The sequence below is a fragment of the Candidatus Melainabacteria bacterium genome (assembly GCA_016193285.1).
Classification (GTDB): Bacteria; Cyanobacteriota; Vampirovibrionia; order 2-02-FULL-35-15; family 2-02-FULL-35-15; genus JACPSL01.
Map to the genome: position 1 here is coordinate 119,270 of JACPSL010000038.1, position 15,741 is coordinate 135,010.

A 15,741-nucleotide genomic window follows, 5' to 3' on the forward strand; every position below is an offset into this window, starting at 1 on the left:
TCTGATGTCTAAAATAGATAATTCTGATCAAGGTGAAAGTTTACTTTCAGAGTTAGCACTTAAAGCAGAACTAGCAGATTATTCTCCTATAAAAGGCTGCATGGTTATAAGACCATATGGTTATGCAATCTGGGAGCAAGTTCAAGCTGCTCTTGACAAAATGATTAAAGAAACTGGACATGAAAATGCATACTTCCCGCTTTTTATTCCAGAAAGTTTTTTAAAAAAAGAAGCTGAGCATGTAAAAGGCTTTGCTCCTGAATGTGCTGTTGTTACTTATGGAGGAGGTAAAGAACTTGAAGAAAAACTAGTCATAAGACCAACTTCTGAAACAATTATTAATTATATGTTTAGTAAATGGATTCAGTCATATAGAGATCTACCACTACTAATAAATCAATGGGCAAACATAGTACGCTGGGAAATGAGAACAAGACTTTTTTTAAGAACTACTGAATTTCTTTGGCAAGAAGGGCATACTGCACATGCTACTTATGAAGATGCTGAAGCTGAAGCTAGAAAAATGTTAGATGTTTACAAAACTTTAAGTGAAGAATATTTAGCTGTTCCAGTAATTGAAGGAATTAAAACAGAAAGTCAAAGATTTGCAGGTGCTGTGACTACATATTGTATTGAAGGCTTAATGAAAGATGGAAAAGCACTACAAATGGGGACTTCGCATTATTTAGGACAAAATTTTGCAAAAGCATTTGATACAAAATTTCAGGATCAAAATGGAGAGCTTCAATATGTCCACCAAACAAGCTGGGGGGTTTCAACCCGCTTAATTGGTGCGATAATAATGACCCACCATGATGAAAAAGGACTAAAACTTCCTCCTAAAATTGCCCCTATTCAAATAATTATTGTCCCAATTTATAAGGATCAGTCTGAAAAAGATTTGGTTTTTAAGAAATGTAAAGAACTAGAAAAAGAATTAAAAACAGCTTTCAGGATAAAAATTGATGAGAGAGATCAATACAGTCCTGGCTGGAAGTTTAATTACTGGGAAGTCAAAGGAGTTCCAATTCGCATTAATTTAGGCCCAAAGGATATTACAAATAATGCCATTGAAATAGTAAGAAGAGATACAAATGAAAAATTTAAAAATGTACCACAGCAAAATCTAATACAGTATTTATTGAGGTTGTCAACTGAGATTCAAGAGAATCTGTTTAGACAAACATTAGAATTCCAAAGAAAAAACACTTTTATAGCAAAAGATGAAAAAGAATTCCTTGAAAAAATAAATAAAGGAGGGTTTTTAATTTCATTTTGGTGTGAAAAGACACAATGTGAGGAAGACTTAAAACAAAAAACAAAAGCAACTATAAGATGCATTCCATTTAAATTGCCAGTTGACTGTATGGAAAAAGAAGGTTATTGTATCGTATGTAATCAAAAAGCAAAATTAAAGGTGATTTTTGCAAAAGCATATTAAAGATAAGACGAAGGAGAAATTATGGCAGTAGAAGCACCAATTCCAGACATGGCTTTAAATCCTTCTCAAGAATCACCATGGAAAATTTTAATTGTAGATGATGAAGCTGCAATTAGAAGAATAGTTGCTTTCAGGCTTCAACAAAAAGGTTATCAAATCATAACTGCAACAAATGGTGTTGAAGCTTTAGATTTGTTTAATCAATTGTTACCTGATTTAGTAATAGTAGATTTAATGTTGCCTGAAATGGGAGGGTTTGAATTAACTGAACAAATTAGAAAAAAATCATATGTGCCATTAATTATTCTCTCAGCAGCAACTGATGAACCTAGCATTATTAAAGGGCTTGAATTAGGAGCTGATGACTTTGTTAAAAAACCGTTTAGTCCTCTTGAACTTGAAATAAGAATAAAAGGACTTTTAGATCGTATTGGCAGGGTTCACCCACAAGAAGAACAAATTCAAAACCAAAATTCAAACGCAGGACAGATAATTTTAATTGAAGATATAAAAATTGATGTAGCTAAAAGGCAGGTTTTTAGAAAAGGACAAAGAGTTCATTTAACTGAAAAAGAATTTGCTTTGCTTGAAACACTTGTTAAATATTCTGGAGAACCAATGACCCACGAACAATTGTTAGAAGAAGCTTGGGGATTTCCAGTTAGAACCCAGTCTGATGTTTATATTGTAAGAACACATGTCAGTAGACTAAGAAGTAAATTAGAAGATAACCCAGATGAACCAACTTTAATCCAAACCGTCAGAGGAATAGGGTATAAGTTGCCTAAAGTAAGTTAATCAATTTTTAAACTAATTAATATGTACTCAAAGAAATTTTTAAATTTCTTTTTTCTTTTATTATTGATCATTTCTTTTACTTCTTGTTCTATAAAGAAAAACAAATACCAGTTCTTTAAGAAGGGCCCTATTAAGGTAGCACTTGTATTATCAGGGCCAGTTAATGACTCATCTTGGAATGAACAAGCCTATAGTGGGTTAAAAAGATTTCAAGCTAATTACATGTCTATGATAGCTGTTGTAGACAAAGTTAACTTAGATGAAGCACAAGAAGTATTTCATGGCTTAGCAAAAAGAAAATTTAATCTTGTAATTGCTAATGGATATGAATATGAACTTGTTTTAAAAAAAGCTGCCCGCCTGTTTCCTAAAACATTTTTTTGTGTCATTGGTGGAGAGGTAGGTAAAGAACCTAATTTGTGCTCATTTAATTTTAAGGATGAACAATATGGATATTTAATCGGAGTTGCAGCAGGGTTAAATACTTCAACGAACAAAGTTGGAATTGTTGTGGGGAAAAAGCTTCCATCAATTGAAAGAACAATAATTGGTATGAGAAAAGGACTAAAATCTGTTAACCCAAAAGCTGACTTAGTTGTTTCTTACATAAACACTTATAACGATATTACAAAAGGCAGAGAAGCAGGCATTGCACAAATTAATACTGGTGTAGATGTTATAACTCATCTTGCAGATATAAGCGGTGTTGGTGTTATTAAAGCTGCAGAAGAACTAGACATATCTGCAATTGGCGCAATAACTGATGAGCATGATTTAGCACCAAGTACAGTTTTAACAAGTGGAATTGAAGATGTTTCACAGCTTGCATATTTAGTTTCCGAATATTACTTTGAACACATACTGGAACCAAGAATTTATAGTTTTGGACTAAGGCACCAAGTAATAGATTTAACACCAAGCTATGGAAACATAGAACCAACTACAGAAGCAAAGATAAACAGAATTAAAGGACATTTAACAGATTTAGAGACTGCATATGAAAAACAATTAGAAGAAAGAGGAAAGAAGAGATGAGATTACATATCTTGTATGAAAGTAATTAAGTCCTCCCTGCCAATATAAAATATAAGGTTCACGTAAAGGTCCATCACAAGAAAGTTCAATTGTTGAGCCTTCAATAAAAGTACCACCAGCCATTATTATCTCATCTTCATACCCTGGTAATTTACAAGGTACTGGAGTCAAGTAACTATTTACTGGACTATGAGACTGAACAAATTTACAAATCTTTTCTAGAAGCAATTTCTCTTTTAGTTTTATTGCAACTACAACATCAGTTTTTAAGTCAGCTGGAGATGGATTTACCTCATATCCTTTTTCCTGAAAAACATAACTTACTAAAGAAATGCCTTTTAAAACCTGACATACAACATGAGGAGCAAAAAACAATCCTTGAAAGATTGTTCTAGTTAAATCAAACATACTACCGCCAGCTTCAGCAATACCAGGTGCAGTAAGTCTTGATGCTGCTAAATGAACAAGATCTTTTCTTCCTGCAATATAACCACCGCCTGGAACAATTCCTCCTCCAATATTTTTTATAAGTGAACCACAAATTAAGTCAGCACCAACATCAGTAGGTTCGAGTTCTTCAGTAAACTCACCAAAACAATTATCAACAAAACAAATAATATTTTTATTTATCTCTTTTACAACTGAGATTATTTTTTTTATATCAGAAATAGTAAGTGATTTTCTGTAGTGGTAACCTTTTGATCTTTGAATAAAAACCATTTTTGTTTTTTTTGAAACATATTGAGGTATTGCATTTGTATCAACATCAAAATTATTTTTTAATGGGATTTCTTTGTAGATCACACCATGATCTCTCAAGGAACCATTTTTATTTTTAATGCCAATGACCTCATGCAACGTATCATATGGTTCTCCACTAACAGAAACAAGTTCATCACCAGGTCTTAGGCAGCCAAAAAAACAACATGAAATAGCATGTGTTCCTGAAACAAAATGTGGTCTTACAATAGCACTTTCTGTACTAAATATCCGGGCAAAAATTTGATCTAACTTTTGTCTTCCTAAATCATCATGTCCGTATCCAGTTACCCAGCTAAAATGCTCCTCACCTAATTTGTTCTCAATTAACGCACTTAATACTTTTTTGGAATTTTTTTCCTCAACATCTTCAACAGATTTAAAATATTCTGCAAGATATTTTTCACCATTTTCAATCAATGGTGATGTCTCGGTTTCTAATTTTCTAATTCCCCCAATAGTGCCCATGGATTTGCTTTTGTAATTTTTACAGTTATTAATTTCCCAACAAGGTTTGTATCACCATCGAAATTAACAATCTTATTTCTTCTTGTTCTGCCTGTCAAGCGATTTTTGTTTTTTTCGCTTTTACCTTCCACTAATATCTCTTGAACAGTATTTAAATACTTTTTATTTTTCTTTTCTAATACATCATTAATTACTTGATTTAAATACTTAAGCCTTTCATTTTTTTCTTCTTCTGAAATCTGATCATTCCAGGTTGCACTTGGAGTATTTGGTCTTGGGGAATATGCTGCTGTATTACATGCATCAAATTCTAGCTCTTGAATTATTTTAACTGTATTTAAAAATTGTTCATATGTTTCTCCGGGGAAACCTACTATAAAATCACTTGTAATAGCTGCATCTGGAATTTTTGATTTAATTTTTTCTACCATTTTTTTATATTTATCTACTGAATAAGCTCTTGCCATATGCTTTAAGACATTATTATCACCAGATTGCATTGGAATGTGAAAATATTCACAAGCCTTTGAAAGTTCAGCAACAGCATCAATTAATTCACTAGTTACATAAAAAGGATGCCCAGTTAAAAATCTAATTCTTTCAATACCTTTTACATTGTGAACAAACCTCATTAACTTTTCAAGTGAGTACTCTGAATTAACTGGAATATAACCAAATGTTGCTTTTTCTTTTGAATAATTTAACGAGAGATCATATCCATATGCTGTAACATTTTGTCCAAGTAATGTAACTTCTTTAAAACCTTCCTCAGCTAGTTTCTTGATCTCTTTTAAAATATCTTCTGGCCTTCTGCTCTTTTCTCTTCCTCTTACGCGCGGAACTGTGCAGTAAGTACAGTTAAAATTACATCCAAGAATTACATTTATCCATGCAGTAACTTTTGTTTGTCTAATTACTGGAAGTTCAGGAAGCTCATAAGGAAGTTCTTCTTTTATTTTACAGATCCTTTCACCACACTCTGCTTGTTTAATAAGCTCTGGGAGCTCATGAATATTGTTAGTGCCAAAGACAATATCTACAAAAGGGAATTTAGACTGTAGCCATTCTTTTTTATCTTGAGCAACACAACCACCAATTCCAACTAACAAATTTGGTTTGTGCTTTTTTTTACCTGCAACAATTCCAAGGTGTCCATATAATTTTTTATTTGCTGCTTCACGAACAGTACATGTATTAAAAAGAACAAGATCTGCGCTATCAATATCCTCTGTAAGTTTGTAATTAATTTCATCAAGCAGCCCAATCATATGTTCACTATCTGCTTTATTCATCTGGCACCCAAAGGTCTCTAAGTAGACACGTTTCATGGACGTAATTATAACTTATCAATATCTTACCCTTCTAAACAAATCACTAGCAGGATTTGCAATCTTATCTAAGAAAAGTATTCCATTTAAATGATCTATTTCATGTTGGATTGCATGTGCTTCGAAGTTCTTTGTAGATAGTGTTCTGGTTTTACCTTTTATATCCTGATAAGCTACAACAATTTTCATAGCTCTTTTTACATTTGCAGTGAAATCTGGGATGCTTAAACATCCTTCACGAACTATTTTGAAATCTGATGATGCAAGAATTCGAGGATTGATTAAAATTAGTAAACCATTATTTGGATGTGGTTTTCTTGCTCTTGAAATATCAACAAAAGTTATTCTTTGTAAATTTCCTACTTGTGGTGCTGAAAGACCTACACAAAATTTGTAGTTTTGCAAAGTCTCAATACCATTTTTTATAAATGCTTCTAAAGAAGAATCAAAAGATATTACTTCTTTTGAAACTTGTTTTAAGATTGGATCAGGATATTTGTGGACTTGTAAAATTGGCATATTCTTTATTGTTATCGACGTTAGAAGGGCAGGATAAATCCTGTCCCTGCAGCTACCATAACAATTTATCTGCAACTTACAAGCTGGCAACTTCTTCTAATTCGTATTTAATTTCTACATTTAAAGCAGCTGCAATTTTATTTAATTCATCACCAAGTTTTCTTGTATCAACTGCATTAGGTACTTCAGCTTCTAAGTACATTATGTAAATTGGATTTGATTCAGTACCAAATCTTCTTGTGCTTAAATCTGTAATATTCACATTATTTTTAGCAAGCAAGTTTGTGACTTGATAAATAATTCCTGGTTTATCTGCTCCATAGAGATGAATTACACATAACTGGCCCATCTCATATGATTTTCTGTATATGTCTTCATCTCTTAACTGGTGTACATGAATTGTTAGGTTTCTTGCTTCTGCTACATCCTTAAAGACACTTTGAATTTTTTCTATTGTACAGTTTGTTGTTGTTGATATTAAAAGTAACATTGCAAACTGGTTTCCAATGATTGTATGCGATGAGTCGTTTATATTTGCTCCTAGTTCAAACAGGGCCTTTGTAATATCAGCAACTATTCCAGTACTGTCAGTTCCTAAGACAAACAATGCAAAATAATTTTTTGAGATGTTCATATTAATTTCAAAAATTGTTGTTCTAATTCTACTTGCAACCTAACAGAAAATCAATATAGCTTTTTAGTCAAATTCCTTCTTAATTAGGGCAGATATATAGATCTGTCCCTCCTTATTCGTCATTTCTTACAAATTATCTTGCGTAGGTTACCTTAACCTTATCTCTTTATTAGCACAAAATTAACTGGCCCATCTGCCACAGATTCAATATCCATCATTGCACCAAACTTACCAGATGCAGTTTTTATATTTTGTTTTTTACATTCATCAATAAACTGGGTATACAAACTATCTGCAAGTTCTGGCCTTGCTGACTTTGTAAATGATGGCCTCCTGCCTGATTCATTTAAATCAGCTGGCAAAGTAAAGTTTGGAATAACCATTAATGCTCCACTAGTATCTAAAAGCGATAGATTCATTTTGTCTTCTTTATCTGAAAATATTCTAAGATTAATAATCTTATTTAAAGTCCATTGAATTTTTGTAAGATTGTCACCATCTTCAAACCCAATGTATAAAAGAAGTCCTTGATTTATTTCACCAAGAGTTTGTCCATTTTCTTTTACTTTGACATTTTTTACACGTTGAATTAGTGTAATCATTCTCTACATTATAATAGAAATCGTGCTTAAAAAAATATTGAACTTAATTTTATCTAACGAACTGGTAATAGTTCCAACGGATACAGTATATGGCTTGGTTTGCAGATATGATTCAAAATCTGCGATAGAAAAAATCTACAAATTAAAAAAAAGAAGTAGAAGAAAACCATTGATTTTGCTTGGATATAACTGGCAAGCATTAAAAAAATTTGTAAAATTAAATCGAAAATTATATTGGCCTGGCCCTCTAACAATTGTTCTACCTGCATCAAAACTTGTACCAAAATTTTTAAACAAAGGATTTAAAACAATTGGAATCAGAGTGCCTAACAATAAATTTCTGTTAGGTCTATTAAAACAATGTCCATTACAGGTTCTTGCAAGTACCAGTGCTAATATTTCAGGGAAAAGAAATGTAAATGATATTGTACAAAAGGTTAAATTGTTTGTAAAAGCAAAAAAAGGTGAAATGTCTTACAAACCATCAACAGTTATAGAGATTATAAATGGTCAAATTAAAACACTACGATAAACTAAACAATCCATCCACCACCGAGAAGGGTTTGATCATTCTCATCATAAAAAACACATGCTTGTCCAGGTGTAATTGCTGATTGTGGTTCATTGAATACAACCTTCACTTGATTGTTATCCAATATAGAAACCTTTGCTGGTGAGGTTTTGGAATTATAGCGGATTTTTGCCCGTAGAGACGCGATTAATCGCGTCTCTACGGGCAAAATCCAATTCACATCTCTTGCAATTAATTCTTGTTTTTCTAATTCATCTTTTGTCCCTGCAAAAACAATATTATTTTCTATGTCAAGATCGACAACATATAAAGGCTCACTATGTGCTATTCCCATGCCCTTTCTCTGCCCAATTGTGTAATTGTGTGTTCCTTGATGAGTACCTAAAATTTTTCCTGTTTTATTTTCAATAATAAATCCTTCTTTAGGTTGTAAAAATTTCTCAAGAAATTTTTGTGTGCTTTCTTTTTTTGAAACAAAACAAATATCTTGACTTTCCTCTTTATCTGCAACATGTAGGAGCTTGCTGCAGCAAGCTCCTACAGCTCTTACCTCTGCCTTGGTAATATCTGCCAATGGAAAAACTGTTTTAGAAAGCATCTCTTGTGTTAATCCCCAAAGCATAAATGTTTGATCTTTTTTTAAGTCTTTTGGGCGGATGATTTTATAAACATCATTTTTGCTTATAAGTTTTGCATAATGTCCAGTTGCAATGTGTGTACAGCTTAATTCACTAAATGCATAATGCATAAGGGATCCCCACTTAATAGTTGTATTGCAAGTAATACAAGGTATCGGAGTGGAACCAGCTTGATACGAGTTAATAAAGGGATCTACAATTTCTTGTTTAAAGAGCATTCTTAAATCTTTTGAAACATGCTTAATACCAATTTGTTCACAAACTTTTGTTGCATCTATCATCCCACTATCACAACAACGATTTGTACCTTTTATAAGCCATCCTGTTAAACCAATAACCTTGTAACCTTTCTTATGCAGTATGTATGCACTAATACTACTGTCTACACCACCGCTCATACAAACAGCAATTTGACTGCCTTCCCGCGGCCAATGATTTTCTTGTACCATTACGCTAACCTTGCCTTTTGCCTAATTATAAAAATTGCAATTAAAAACAAAACAATATTTGGAAACCATGCTGCTACAAAAGGTATAAGCCTACCAGCTTCTGCCATAGATTGACACACAGACTGGGTCACATAAAATTGGAAAATAATTATGGCTAGAATAATGTAATTCCAGCTTGAATTTGATCTCCTTGGCAATATTCCAAGTGGTGCACCAATTAAAGCTATTAGCAAGCATGCTAAGGGCTGTGCAAACTTACGATGAAGAATTACTTCTGCTTCATTAAAATCATCAGTATGAACAGTAGAATCTCTCTGCAACTCCAAAAAGCTGTGCAATTTTAGAAAGTTCATCTCACCAGGTTTACTTAATTCTCTAATTAATTTTGCTGGCGTTGAAGTGCTTGGAATAAACAAAACATCAAAGCTAGAAACCCTACTTAGAAATTCATTTTTTGAAATAATGTGACTTGTTCCTTTGTAAAGCTCCCACCCACCTTTTTGTGGTGTCCATTTAGCTTGTTTAGCAGAGTGGATTTGAGCTATGCCTTCTCTTGTAAAATCTAAAATAACTATATTTCGTAGAAGGTTCTTGTCTGCATCATAATAGGCAGCATAGAATATTCGCTTAAGTTTTTTCTTTGAGCTTTTTTCTAAGTAAGTAAAATTCTTTTGACTGCTTGAAAATGGATTTTTATAAACAGAATATATTTCTAATTTACGGGCAAGTGGACCAGAAATTGGGACTATAAGTTCATTTATTCCAAATGAAATAAATGATGTCAGTAAACCAAACAAAATGACTGGCCTTAAAATTTTTATTAAACTTATGCCACTTGTTCTAAGTGCAATGATTTCAGAGTCATTGTTTAATCTACTAAAGACAAGAAAAGTTCCCCATAAAACCCCAATTGGAATTGTAATCACTAATATTTCTGGCATATGTAGTCCTAAGATAGTTATAGCTAAAGACAATGGAGCACTAGAAGTAGTTACTAGTTTAAAAACTTGTCTAAGTTGATCAGCACTTAACCAAATTCCTGTAATAATTCCACAGCCAGAGATAAATGGCATCCAAAATTCACCAATTATATACTTATCAAGTATATTAAAAAATCTTTTCACAATTTAAAATCCTCACCCAAATAATATTTCAAAGCAATTGGATCTTTTGCAATGTCTTTTGTTAAACCTGATAATAAGATTCTGCCGTCCTGAATAATATATGCTCGGTCACAAATAGAGAGTGTTGCTCTTGGATTGTGATCTGTTAACAAGATCCCAATATTTCTTTTAATTTTTAAATCAGCTATTAAACGTTGAATATCTTGAATTGCAATTGGATCAATTCCAGTAAATGGTTCATCTAAAAGAACAAACTTAGGATCACAAGCAAGAACTCTTGCAATTTCTACACGTCTTCTTTCACCACCACTCAAACTAATGGCAATATGATCTCTAAGATTTGAAAGATTAAATTCTTTTAGTAGTTCTTCTAATCTTTCTTCATTAGAGCTGAGAGATTCTTTCACCGATTCGCCGTCTCGCCGTCTCGCTGTTACGTCCTCTTCATCTCCTAACACATCCCAAATCAACTTTAAATTATCTGCCACTGATAATCTACGAAATACTGATGGCTCCTGAGTTAAATACCCAATACCAAATCCTGCTCTTTGGTGAATTGGTAAGTTAGTTATATCTTTTTCAAAAAGTTTAACCTCACCCCTTTCAGGTTTAATTAATCCAACAACTATATCAAAAGAAGTGGTTTTTCCAGCACCATTTGGTCCTAATAGACCTACTATCTCGCCAGATTTTATTTCAAAAGAAATATTATTTACAACAACTTTACCGTTAAATGATTTTGCCAGATTGGATACTTTTAGTGTCATGTCTATCACACATATTGACCATATTAATTTAACATACAAAATCTGGTATTATATTGCATACTATGCAATCAAATAATCTGCTTAAAGGGAAAAAAGGAATAATTGTAGGAGTTGCAAATAAATGGAGCATTGCTTGGGCTGTTGCTAGAGCTTGTATTAGAGAAGGTGCTAAGGTTGGTTTTACTTACCAAGGTAAAAGGGTTTTAAGAAATTTAGAAAAATTATTTGAGGAAGAAAATATAAATAATCCTTTTTCAGTAAATCTTGATGTTACTAAAGACGAGGAATTATTCTTAGCTAGTGAGTCTATTAAAAAACAATTTGGGCAAATTGATTTCTTTTTGCATGCAGTTGCATTTGCAAAACATGAAGAACTTAGTGGTGAGTTTGTAAACATATCCCGCGATGGATATCATCTTGCACAAGATGTTAGTAGTTATTCATTAATTGCACTATCAAAAGCTTTTAAATCTTGCATGGAAGAGAAGGGTGGAAGCATTGTTACATTAAGTTATTTAGGCAGTGAAAGAGTTATAAAAAATTACAATGTTATGGGTGTAGCAAAAGCTGCGCTTGAAAGTTCTGCAAGATACTTAGCATATGATCTTGGTTCAAAAAACATTCGTGTAAATGTAGTCTCTCCAGGGCCTATTAAAACTCTTTCAGCAAGCGGCATTGGTGATTTTTCAAAGATGCTTGAACATTTTAGGGGAGTAGCTCCATTAAAAAAGAATGTTTCAGCAGAAGAAGTAGCAGATACCTGTGTGTTTTTATTTAGTGATTTATCAAGAGCAATTACTGGTGAAATTATTTATGTAGACTGTGGATATAATACAGTGGCGATGTAGACTTATTGTTTCACCACAGCACTATAATAAAGCTTTGCAACGGTATTAATTACTTTTTCTCTATCCCATGGTTTATTATTAAAAAACCATTCAATTGCAATTGTTTCAATAAGACCTGCAATTGCAATAGATGCAATTTCAGGATCAACATTTCTTGTATTTCCAAGTTCTAAACCTTTTGTTAAATGCTCCTTAATTCTATTTACCAATCTTGCTCTTACTTTATCATGTCGATTTTTAAAATCCGGATCTGTTGCTGAAAGTTCATGACAAATTTTTAAAACATCAGCATAGGCTTCAAAGCTATCAAAGAAACTACTAATTGTTGCTTTAATAGGTGCAAGAGCTCCTAGACCAAGCCTTGGCTTTTCAGTTTCATCCTGGCCAAGCTGGTACAGTTTATCATCCACTTCAGCAAGAATAGTGTGCAGTGCTTGTCTCTTATCTGCAAAATATAAATAAAATGTCCCATATCCAACACCAGCTCTTGTAGAAATTTCTTCTGCAGTAGCTTTTGCAAACCCCCGTTCTGCAAAAACTACTCTTGCTGCTTCTAATATTTTTTGTCTAGTTCGTTGTGCTTTTGCAGACTTTGGTACAGGAGGTATATTAATTTCTTGCATTTTTTATAATTAGATATTAACCCTTTTAAGCAGGTAAGATAGGTATTTATAAAAAAATATTTTGTTAGAGGCATGGTGACCGTGCCTCTACAAGGTTTATAATCGTTATCTTATGAGCACTTTGACAAGATTATTATCATACGGGAAAAAATACTGGCTGTTATTTTCTACAGCATTTTTTGCAATGTTACTTGGCGGATTTATATCGCTTGTACCTCCCTGGCTTGTAAAAATTGCAGTGGATGGTTTAAATATGCCAAATCAATATGGCAGGATTTTCCTTTTACCAAAACAACTAAAAGCTCTTGTTGGTTCTCCAAGTATGAGCATTCATGTATATGAACTATTACATTTAATTCCTTTTTTAATTGTAATTGCTTATTTAATTGATGGTGCCTTAAGATTTTTACATCAATTTTGTATTAGGTATGTTGGGGTTGCAACTGTAAGGGATATAAGAAATAAATTACATGAGCACTTACAAAAGCTTTCATTACTTCAAGTTACGAAGGAAATGAGTGGCACATATGTTTCAAGAATTACAAATGATCTTATAGCTGTCCAGTCATGGGTTGCAGAAACAATTACAACAATTTTTAATGACTCAAGCAAGGCACTTTTTCTTTTTCTTTGGCTTTTGTCAGTAAACTGGTCGCTTACTCTTGTAGCAATTCTTGTAATTCCTTTATTTGTAGTTCCAGTTGTAAATCTTGCAAAAAGGCTCAGGAAGCTTAGCAGGAAAGGGCAAGAAAAAATTGGTGACTTATCTGGGTATGTTCAAGAAAGCTTACAAAATTTAAAACTAACTCAAGCATATAATCTTGAAAAAGTAAGGGATACAAACTTTGAATTTTTAAACTCAAAACTTTTTTCAACACTTAGAAATACTATAGCAATTGAAGCCATGATATCTCCAATAACAGGATTAATAGGAGCATGTGGTGTGGCATTTGTTTTTTGGTATGGAATGAAAAGTGTTGCAAATTCTCAGATTACACTTGGTGACTTTTCATCTTATTTTTTAACAACAATTTTACTTTATGAACCAATAAAAAGAATAAGCAGAGTGTGGTCAACCTTGCAACAAGCACTTGGGGCAAGTGAAAGGGTATTTGAAACATTGGATCAAGAACCGTTATTATCAAATGTTGTAGGGGGTTATTGTAATAAATCCCTACAACACGGACATATTAAATTTGATAATGTTTATTTTAATTATCCCGATGGAAAAGAAATTTTGAAAAATATAAATCTAGAAATTAGTCCGGGTGAAAGAATTGCTTTAACAGGACCATCAGGTGTTGGAAAAACCACCTTGATTAGTTTAATCCCTAGGTTTTATGACCCAGTAAGTGGAACTATTGAAATTGATAAAACTGACATTAAAACAATAGACATACATTTCCTTAGATCTCAAATTTCTTTAGTAACCCAAGAGCAAATATTATTTAACACATCAATTAAAGAAAATATATTATTTGGTAGAAGTAACTCTACAGAAAAAGAAATGTTTGAAGCTGCAAGAAAAGCCCATGTAATTGAATTTGTAGAAAAAATGCATGATGGATTTAATACTCCTGTTGGTGAAAATGGAAATAAACTTTCAGGAGGACAAAGACAAAGAATTGCCCTTGCAAGAGCATTTTTAAAAAACGCACCAATATTAATCTTAGATGAACCAACAAGTCATCTTGATAGTGAATCTGAAAAATATATCCAAGATGCAATTAATGAACTTGTAAAAAACAGAACAGTAATTATAATTGCTCACAGACAATCAACAATCAACAATGCAGATAGAGTTATTACATTAGAGAATGGTGAAATTATGTGTAGGTCAACGGTTTATGCTTCCTAAAGTCTCCAAAGACATATACTAAACCACCTACAACACTCATCACCAGTAAGATGATTAACCAACAAATACTAAAAGCTAGTCCTTGATCAGTTTTTATATTAACCTTAGTTAAAAAATAAATGTAAGTTCCTTCCCTTATGCCTAGACCGTTTAAGCTTGGTATCATAAAACCAGCAATTGTTGTTAATGGATAAAAAACACAGTAATAGCTAAGCGGTATTTTTATACTTAGAGACATTGCAATAAATATATGGCATAAGACAACAAAAAATTGTAAAAGCAAGGACAGTATAAAGACTTTAATGGTTAATCTTAAATCATTCCAATAAACAATTACTGGTTCAATGATGTTTTTATAAATCCAATTGGTTTTTCCAAAGATCAAATTATTGATTTGAGGAAGAAAAGGTATTAAAAAGATAGTAACAAGTGAACCAATATGAGAAAAAATAATCAATTGACTAGGTACTTGCCATGTTGATTTATTAACAATATTTAAATCTCTTAATATAAATGCAATAGATGCTGCCCAAAACAAAACAATTATGCCTGTATAACGCTCATAAACAATACATGCCGCAGCTTTTGCTAATGGTATATGTGAACCTCTTTTTAAATAATAGCCCCTTAAAGCATCGCCACCAAAGGTAGTAGGTAAAAAATTATTAAAAAAAGCTCCAACAAAGTTAAGTTGTAATAATTGCAGATAACTTTTTTGAAACCCTAAAACATGAGATGAGAAATAAAATCTAACAGCAGCAATCATAACAGTAATAAGATAAGAACTTATAGCTAAAGAAAAATAAACAGGGTTTACCTTAAGGAGATACTTAACTGCAGTATGAATATCTACTTTGCCAAACTTAATTAAAAATACAATTGCTAGAATACTAACTGAAATTCTTAAAGCATTTTTAATTAATTGACTTTTCTTAGATTTATGGTCAGTCATTTAAATATGTTTTTCAACTGCAGAAGATAAGGTGGTTTTTGGTACTGCGCCAACTACTTGTTCAACTGGCTGACCATTTTTAAAAACCATCAAGCTTGGAATACCACTTATTCTATAAGACTGAGCTGTTTTAGGATTTTCATCTGTGTTTAGCTTTAAAACTTTTAACTTACCAGAATAATCTTTGGCAATTTCTTCAACAACTGGTGCAACTGCCTTACATGGCCCACACCAAGGTGCCCAGAAATCTACTAAAACTGGTATTGGAGACTTTAGAACTTCTGCCTCAAAAGTTGCGTCTGTTACTTCACCTAGGTTTGACATTTACTTATGAAGTTCCTTCCTTTATGTGATGATTATAAATTG

General features: G+C 32.5%; 17 protein-coding genes. 6 read left to right on the plus strand and 11 right to left on the minus strand.

All coding sequences use genetic code 11. From position 1 onward, the window contains the following. Positions 1–4 precede the first annotated feature (4 nt). From HYY52_08720 to HYY52_08730, 3 genes are read left to right on the plus strand one after another with little or no spacing between them, the layout of a single operon-like run. Complete coding sequence (locus tag HYY52_08720; protein ID MBI2996768.1) at positions 5–1,441, plus strand: proline--tRNA ligase; 1,437 nt, start codon at positions 5–7, stop codon at positions 1,439–1,441. Positions 1,442–1,489: 48 nt separating this feature from the next. Beyond that, on the plus strand, positions 1,490–2,239 hold the full coding sequence (locus HYY52_08725) for a response regulator (protein ID MBI2996769.1): 750 nt from the start codon (positions 1,490–1,492) through the stop codon (positions 2,237–2,239). A 21-nt stretch (positions 2,240–2,260) separates the two neighbouring features. Beyond that, positions 2,261–3,274, plus strand: a complete 1,014-nt coding sequence (locus HYY52_08730) for a BMP family protein (protein MBI2996770.1) — start codon at positions 2,261–2,263, stop codon at positions 3,272–3,274. On the opposite strand, the gene HYY52_08735 is transcribed toward HYY52_08730, so the two are convergent. From HYY52_08735 to HYY52_08755, 5 genes are all read right to left on the minus strand, one after another. Further along, a complete protein-coding gene (locus HYY52_08735) occupies positions 3,248–4,501 on the minus strand; it encodes a methionine gamma-lyase family protein (protein ID MBI2996771.1) in 1,254 nt (417 codons plus the stop codon). The two genes, HYY52_08730 and HYY52_08735, sit on opposite strands and share 27 nt — an antisense overlap. Beyond that, positions 4,471–5,829: a tRNA (N6-isopentenyl adenosine(37)-C2)-methylthiotransferase MiaB gene (gene miaB, locus HYY52_08740; protein MBI2996772.1), complete on the minus strand. Its 1,359-nt coding sequence runs from the start codon at positions 5,827–5,829 to the stop codon at positions 4,471–4,473. The genes HYY52_08735 and miaB overlap by 31 nt, the downstream gene beginning before the upstream one ends. Positions 5,830–5,847: 18 nt before the next feature. Next, the gene (gene def / locus HYY52_08745; GenBank protein MBI2996773.1) at positions 5,848–6,348 is read right to left on the minus strand and encodes a peptide deformylase; all 501 of its coding nucleotides are present in this window, start codon (positions 6,346–6,348) and stop codon (positions 5,848–5,850) included. A gap of 76 nt (positions 6,349–6,424) precedes the next feature. Next, positions 6,425–6,982: an ACT domain-containing protein gene (locus HYY52_08750; GenBank protein MBI2996774.1), complete on the minus strand. Its 558-nt coding sequence runs from the start codon at positions 6,980–6,982 to the stop codon at positions 6,425–6,427. Between the two features lie 158 nt (positions 6,983–7,140). Then, positions 7,141–7,584 carry a D-tyrosyl-tRNA(Tyr) deacylase gene (locus HYY52_08755; GenBank protein ID MBI2996775.1) on the minus strand — a complete coding sequence of 148 codons (444 nt, stop codon included), beginning with the start codon at positions 7,582–7,584 and terminating at the stop codon, positions 7,141–7,143. A 22-nt stretch (positions 7,585–7,606) separates the two neighbouring features. Between HYY52_08755 and HYY52_08760 the strand changes: the two genes are divergently transcribed. Then, positions 7,607–8,116: an L-threonylcarbamoyladenylate synthase gene (locus tag HYY52_08760; protein MBI2996776.1), complete on the plus strand. Its 510-nt coding sequence runs from the start codon at positions 7,607–7,609 to the stop codon at positions 8,114–8,116. A gap of 1 nt (position 8,117) precedes the next feature. On the opposite strand, the gene mnmA is transcribed toward HYY52_08760, so the two are convergent. The 3 genes from mnmA to lptB are packed head-to-tail and all read right to left on the minus strand — an operon-like array spanning position 8,118 to position 11,094. Next, a complete protein-coding gene (mnmA, locus tag HYY52_08765; protein MBI2996777.1) occupies positions 8,118–9,203 on the minus strand; it encodes a tRNA 2-thiouridine(34) synthase MnmA in 1,086 nt (361 codons plus the stop codon). Beyond that, entirely contained in the window at positions 9,203–10,327 is a 1,125-nt protein-coding gene (locus HYY52_08770; GenBank protein MBI2996778.1) for an LptF/LptG family permease, read from the minus strand. Before HYY52_08770 ends, mnmA begins: the two co-directional genes overlap by 1 nt. Next, entirely contained in the window at positions 10,324–11,094 is a 771-nt protein-coding gene (gene lptB / locus HYY52_08775; protein ID MBI2996779.1) for an LPS export ABC transporter ATP-binding protein, read from the minus strand. Before lptB ends, HYY52_08770 begins: the two co-directional genes overlap by 4 nt. A 62-nt stretch (positions 11,095–11,156) precedes the next feature. On the opposite strand from lptB, the gene HYY52_08780 reads away from it, so the two are divergent. Continuing rightward, positions 11,157–11,942, plus strand: coding sequence for an enoyl-ACP reductase (locus HYY52_08780; GenBank protein MBI2996780.1), 786 nt, complete (start codon positions 11,157–11,159; stop codon positions 11,940–11,942). A gap of 2 nt (positions 11,943–11,944) precedes the next feature. On the opposite strand, the gene HYY52_08785 is transcribed toward HYY52_08780, so the two are convergent. Continuing rightward, positions 11,945–12,565 (minus strand): TetR/AcrR family transcriptional regulator, encoded by a 621-nt coding sequence (locus HYY52_08785; GenBank protein ID MBI2996781.1) that lies wholly within the window; start codon positions 12,563–12,565, stop codon positions 11,945–11,947. A gap of 112 nt (positions 12,566–12,677) precedes the next feature. On the opposite strand from HYY52_08785, the gene HYY52_08790 reads away from it, so the two are divergent. After that, on the plus strand, positions 12,678–14,423 hold the full coding sequence (locus tag HYY52_08790; protein MBI2996782.1) for an ABC transporter ATP-binding protein: 1,746 nt from the start codon (positions 12,678–12,680) through the stop codon (positions 14,421–14,423). Here HYY52_08790 and HYY52_08795 read toward each other — a convergent pair. Then, positions 14,392–15,375, minus strand: coding sequence for a flippase-like domain-containing protein (locus HYY52_08795; protein MBI2996783.1), 984 nt, complete (start codon positions 15,373–15,375; stop codon positions 14,392–14,394). The genes HYY52_08790 and HYY52_08795 overlap by 32 nt on opposite strands. Then, the gene (gene trxA / locus HYY52_08800; protein ID MBI2996784.1) at positions 15,376–15,699 is read right to left on the minus strand and encodes a thioredoxin; all 324 of its coding nucleotides are present in this window, start codon (positions 15,697–15,699) and stop codon (positions 15,376–15,378) included. Between the last annotated feature and the right edge of the window lie 42 nt (positions 15,700–15,741).

Excerpts from the sequence above, each read along its gene's own strand:
- HYY52_08720 (MBI2996768.1), top strand. The coding sequence starts at position 5 with ATGTCTAAAATAGATAATTCTGATCAAGGTGAAAGTTTACTTTCAGAG.
- HYY52_08780 (MBI2996780.1), top strand. The coding sequence starts at position 11,157 with ATGCAATCAAATAATCTGCTTAAAGGGAAAAAAGGAATAATTGTAGGA.
- HYY52_08750 (MBI2996774.1), bottom strand. The coding sequence starts at position 6,982 with ATGAACATCTCAAAAAATTATTTTGCATTGTTTGTCTTAGGAACTGAC.
- HYY52_08790 (MBI2996782.1), top strand. The coding sequence starts at position 12,678 with ATGAGCACTTTGACAAGATTATTATCATACGGGAAAAAATACTGGCTG.
- HYY52_08730 (MBI2996770.1), top strand. The coding sequence starts at position 2,261 with ATGTACTCAAAGAAATTTTTAAATTTCTTTTTTCTTTTATTATTGATC.
- def (MBI2996773.1), bottom strand. The coding sequence starts at position 6,348 with ATGCCAATTTTACAAGTCCACAAATATCCTGATCCAATCTTAAAACAA.
- HYY52_08795 (MBI2996783.1), bottom strand. The coding sequence starts at position 15,375 with ATGACTGACCATAAATCTAAGAAAAGTCAATTAATTAAAAATGCTTTA.
- HYY52_08725 (MBI2996769.1), top strand. The coding sequence starts at position 1,490 with ATGGCTTTAAATCCTTCTCAAGAATCACCATGGAAAATTTTAATTGTA.
- miaB (MBI2996772.1), bottom strand. The coding sequence starts at position 5,829 with ATGAAACGTGTCTACTTAGAGACCTTTGGGTGCCAGATGAATAAAGCA.
- lptB (MBI2996779.1), bottom strand. The coding sequence starts at position 11,094 with ATGACACTAAAAGTATCCAATCTGGCAAAATCATTTAACGGTAAAGTT.
- mnmA (MBI2996777.1), bottom strand. The coding sequence starts at position 9,203 with ATGGTACAAGAAAATCATTGGCCGCGGGAAGGCAGTCAAATTGCTGTT.
- trxA (MBI2996784.1), bottom strand. The coding sequence starts at position 15,699 with ATGTCAAACCTAGGTGAAGTAACAGACGCAACTTTTGAGGCAGAAGTT.
- HYY52_08735 (MBI2996771.1), bottom strand. The coding sequence starts at position 4,501 with ATGGGCACTATTGGGGGAATTAGAAAATTAGAAACCGAGACATCACCA.
- HYY52_08785 (MBI2996781.1), bottom strand. The coding sequence starts at position 12,565 with ATGCAAGAAATTAATATACCTCCTGTACCAAAGTCTGCAAAAGCACAA.
- HYY52_08755 (MBI2996775.1), bottom strand. The coding sequence starts at position 7,584 with ATGATTACACTAATTCAACGTGTAAAAAATGTCAAAGTAAAAGAAAAT.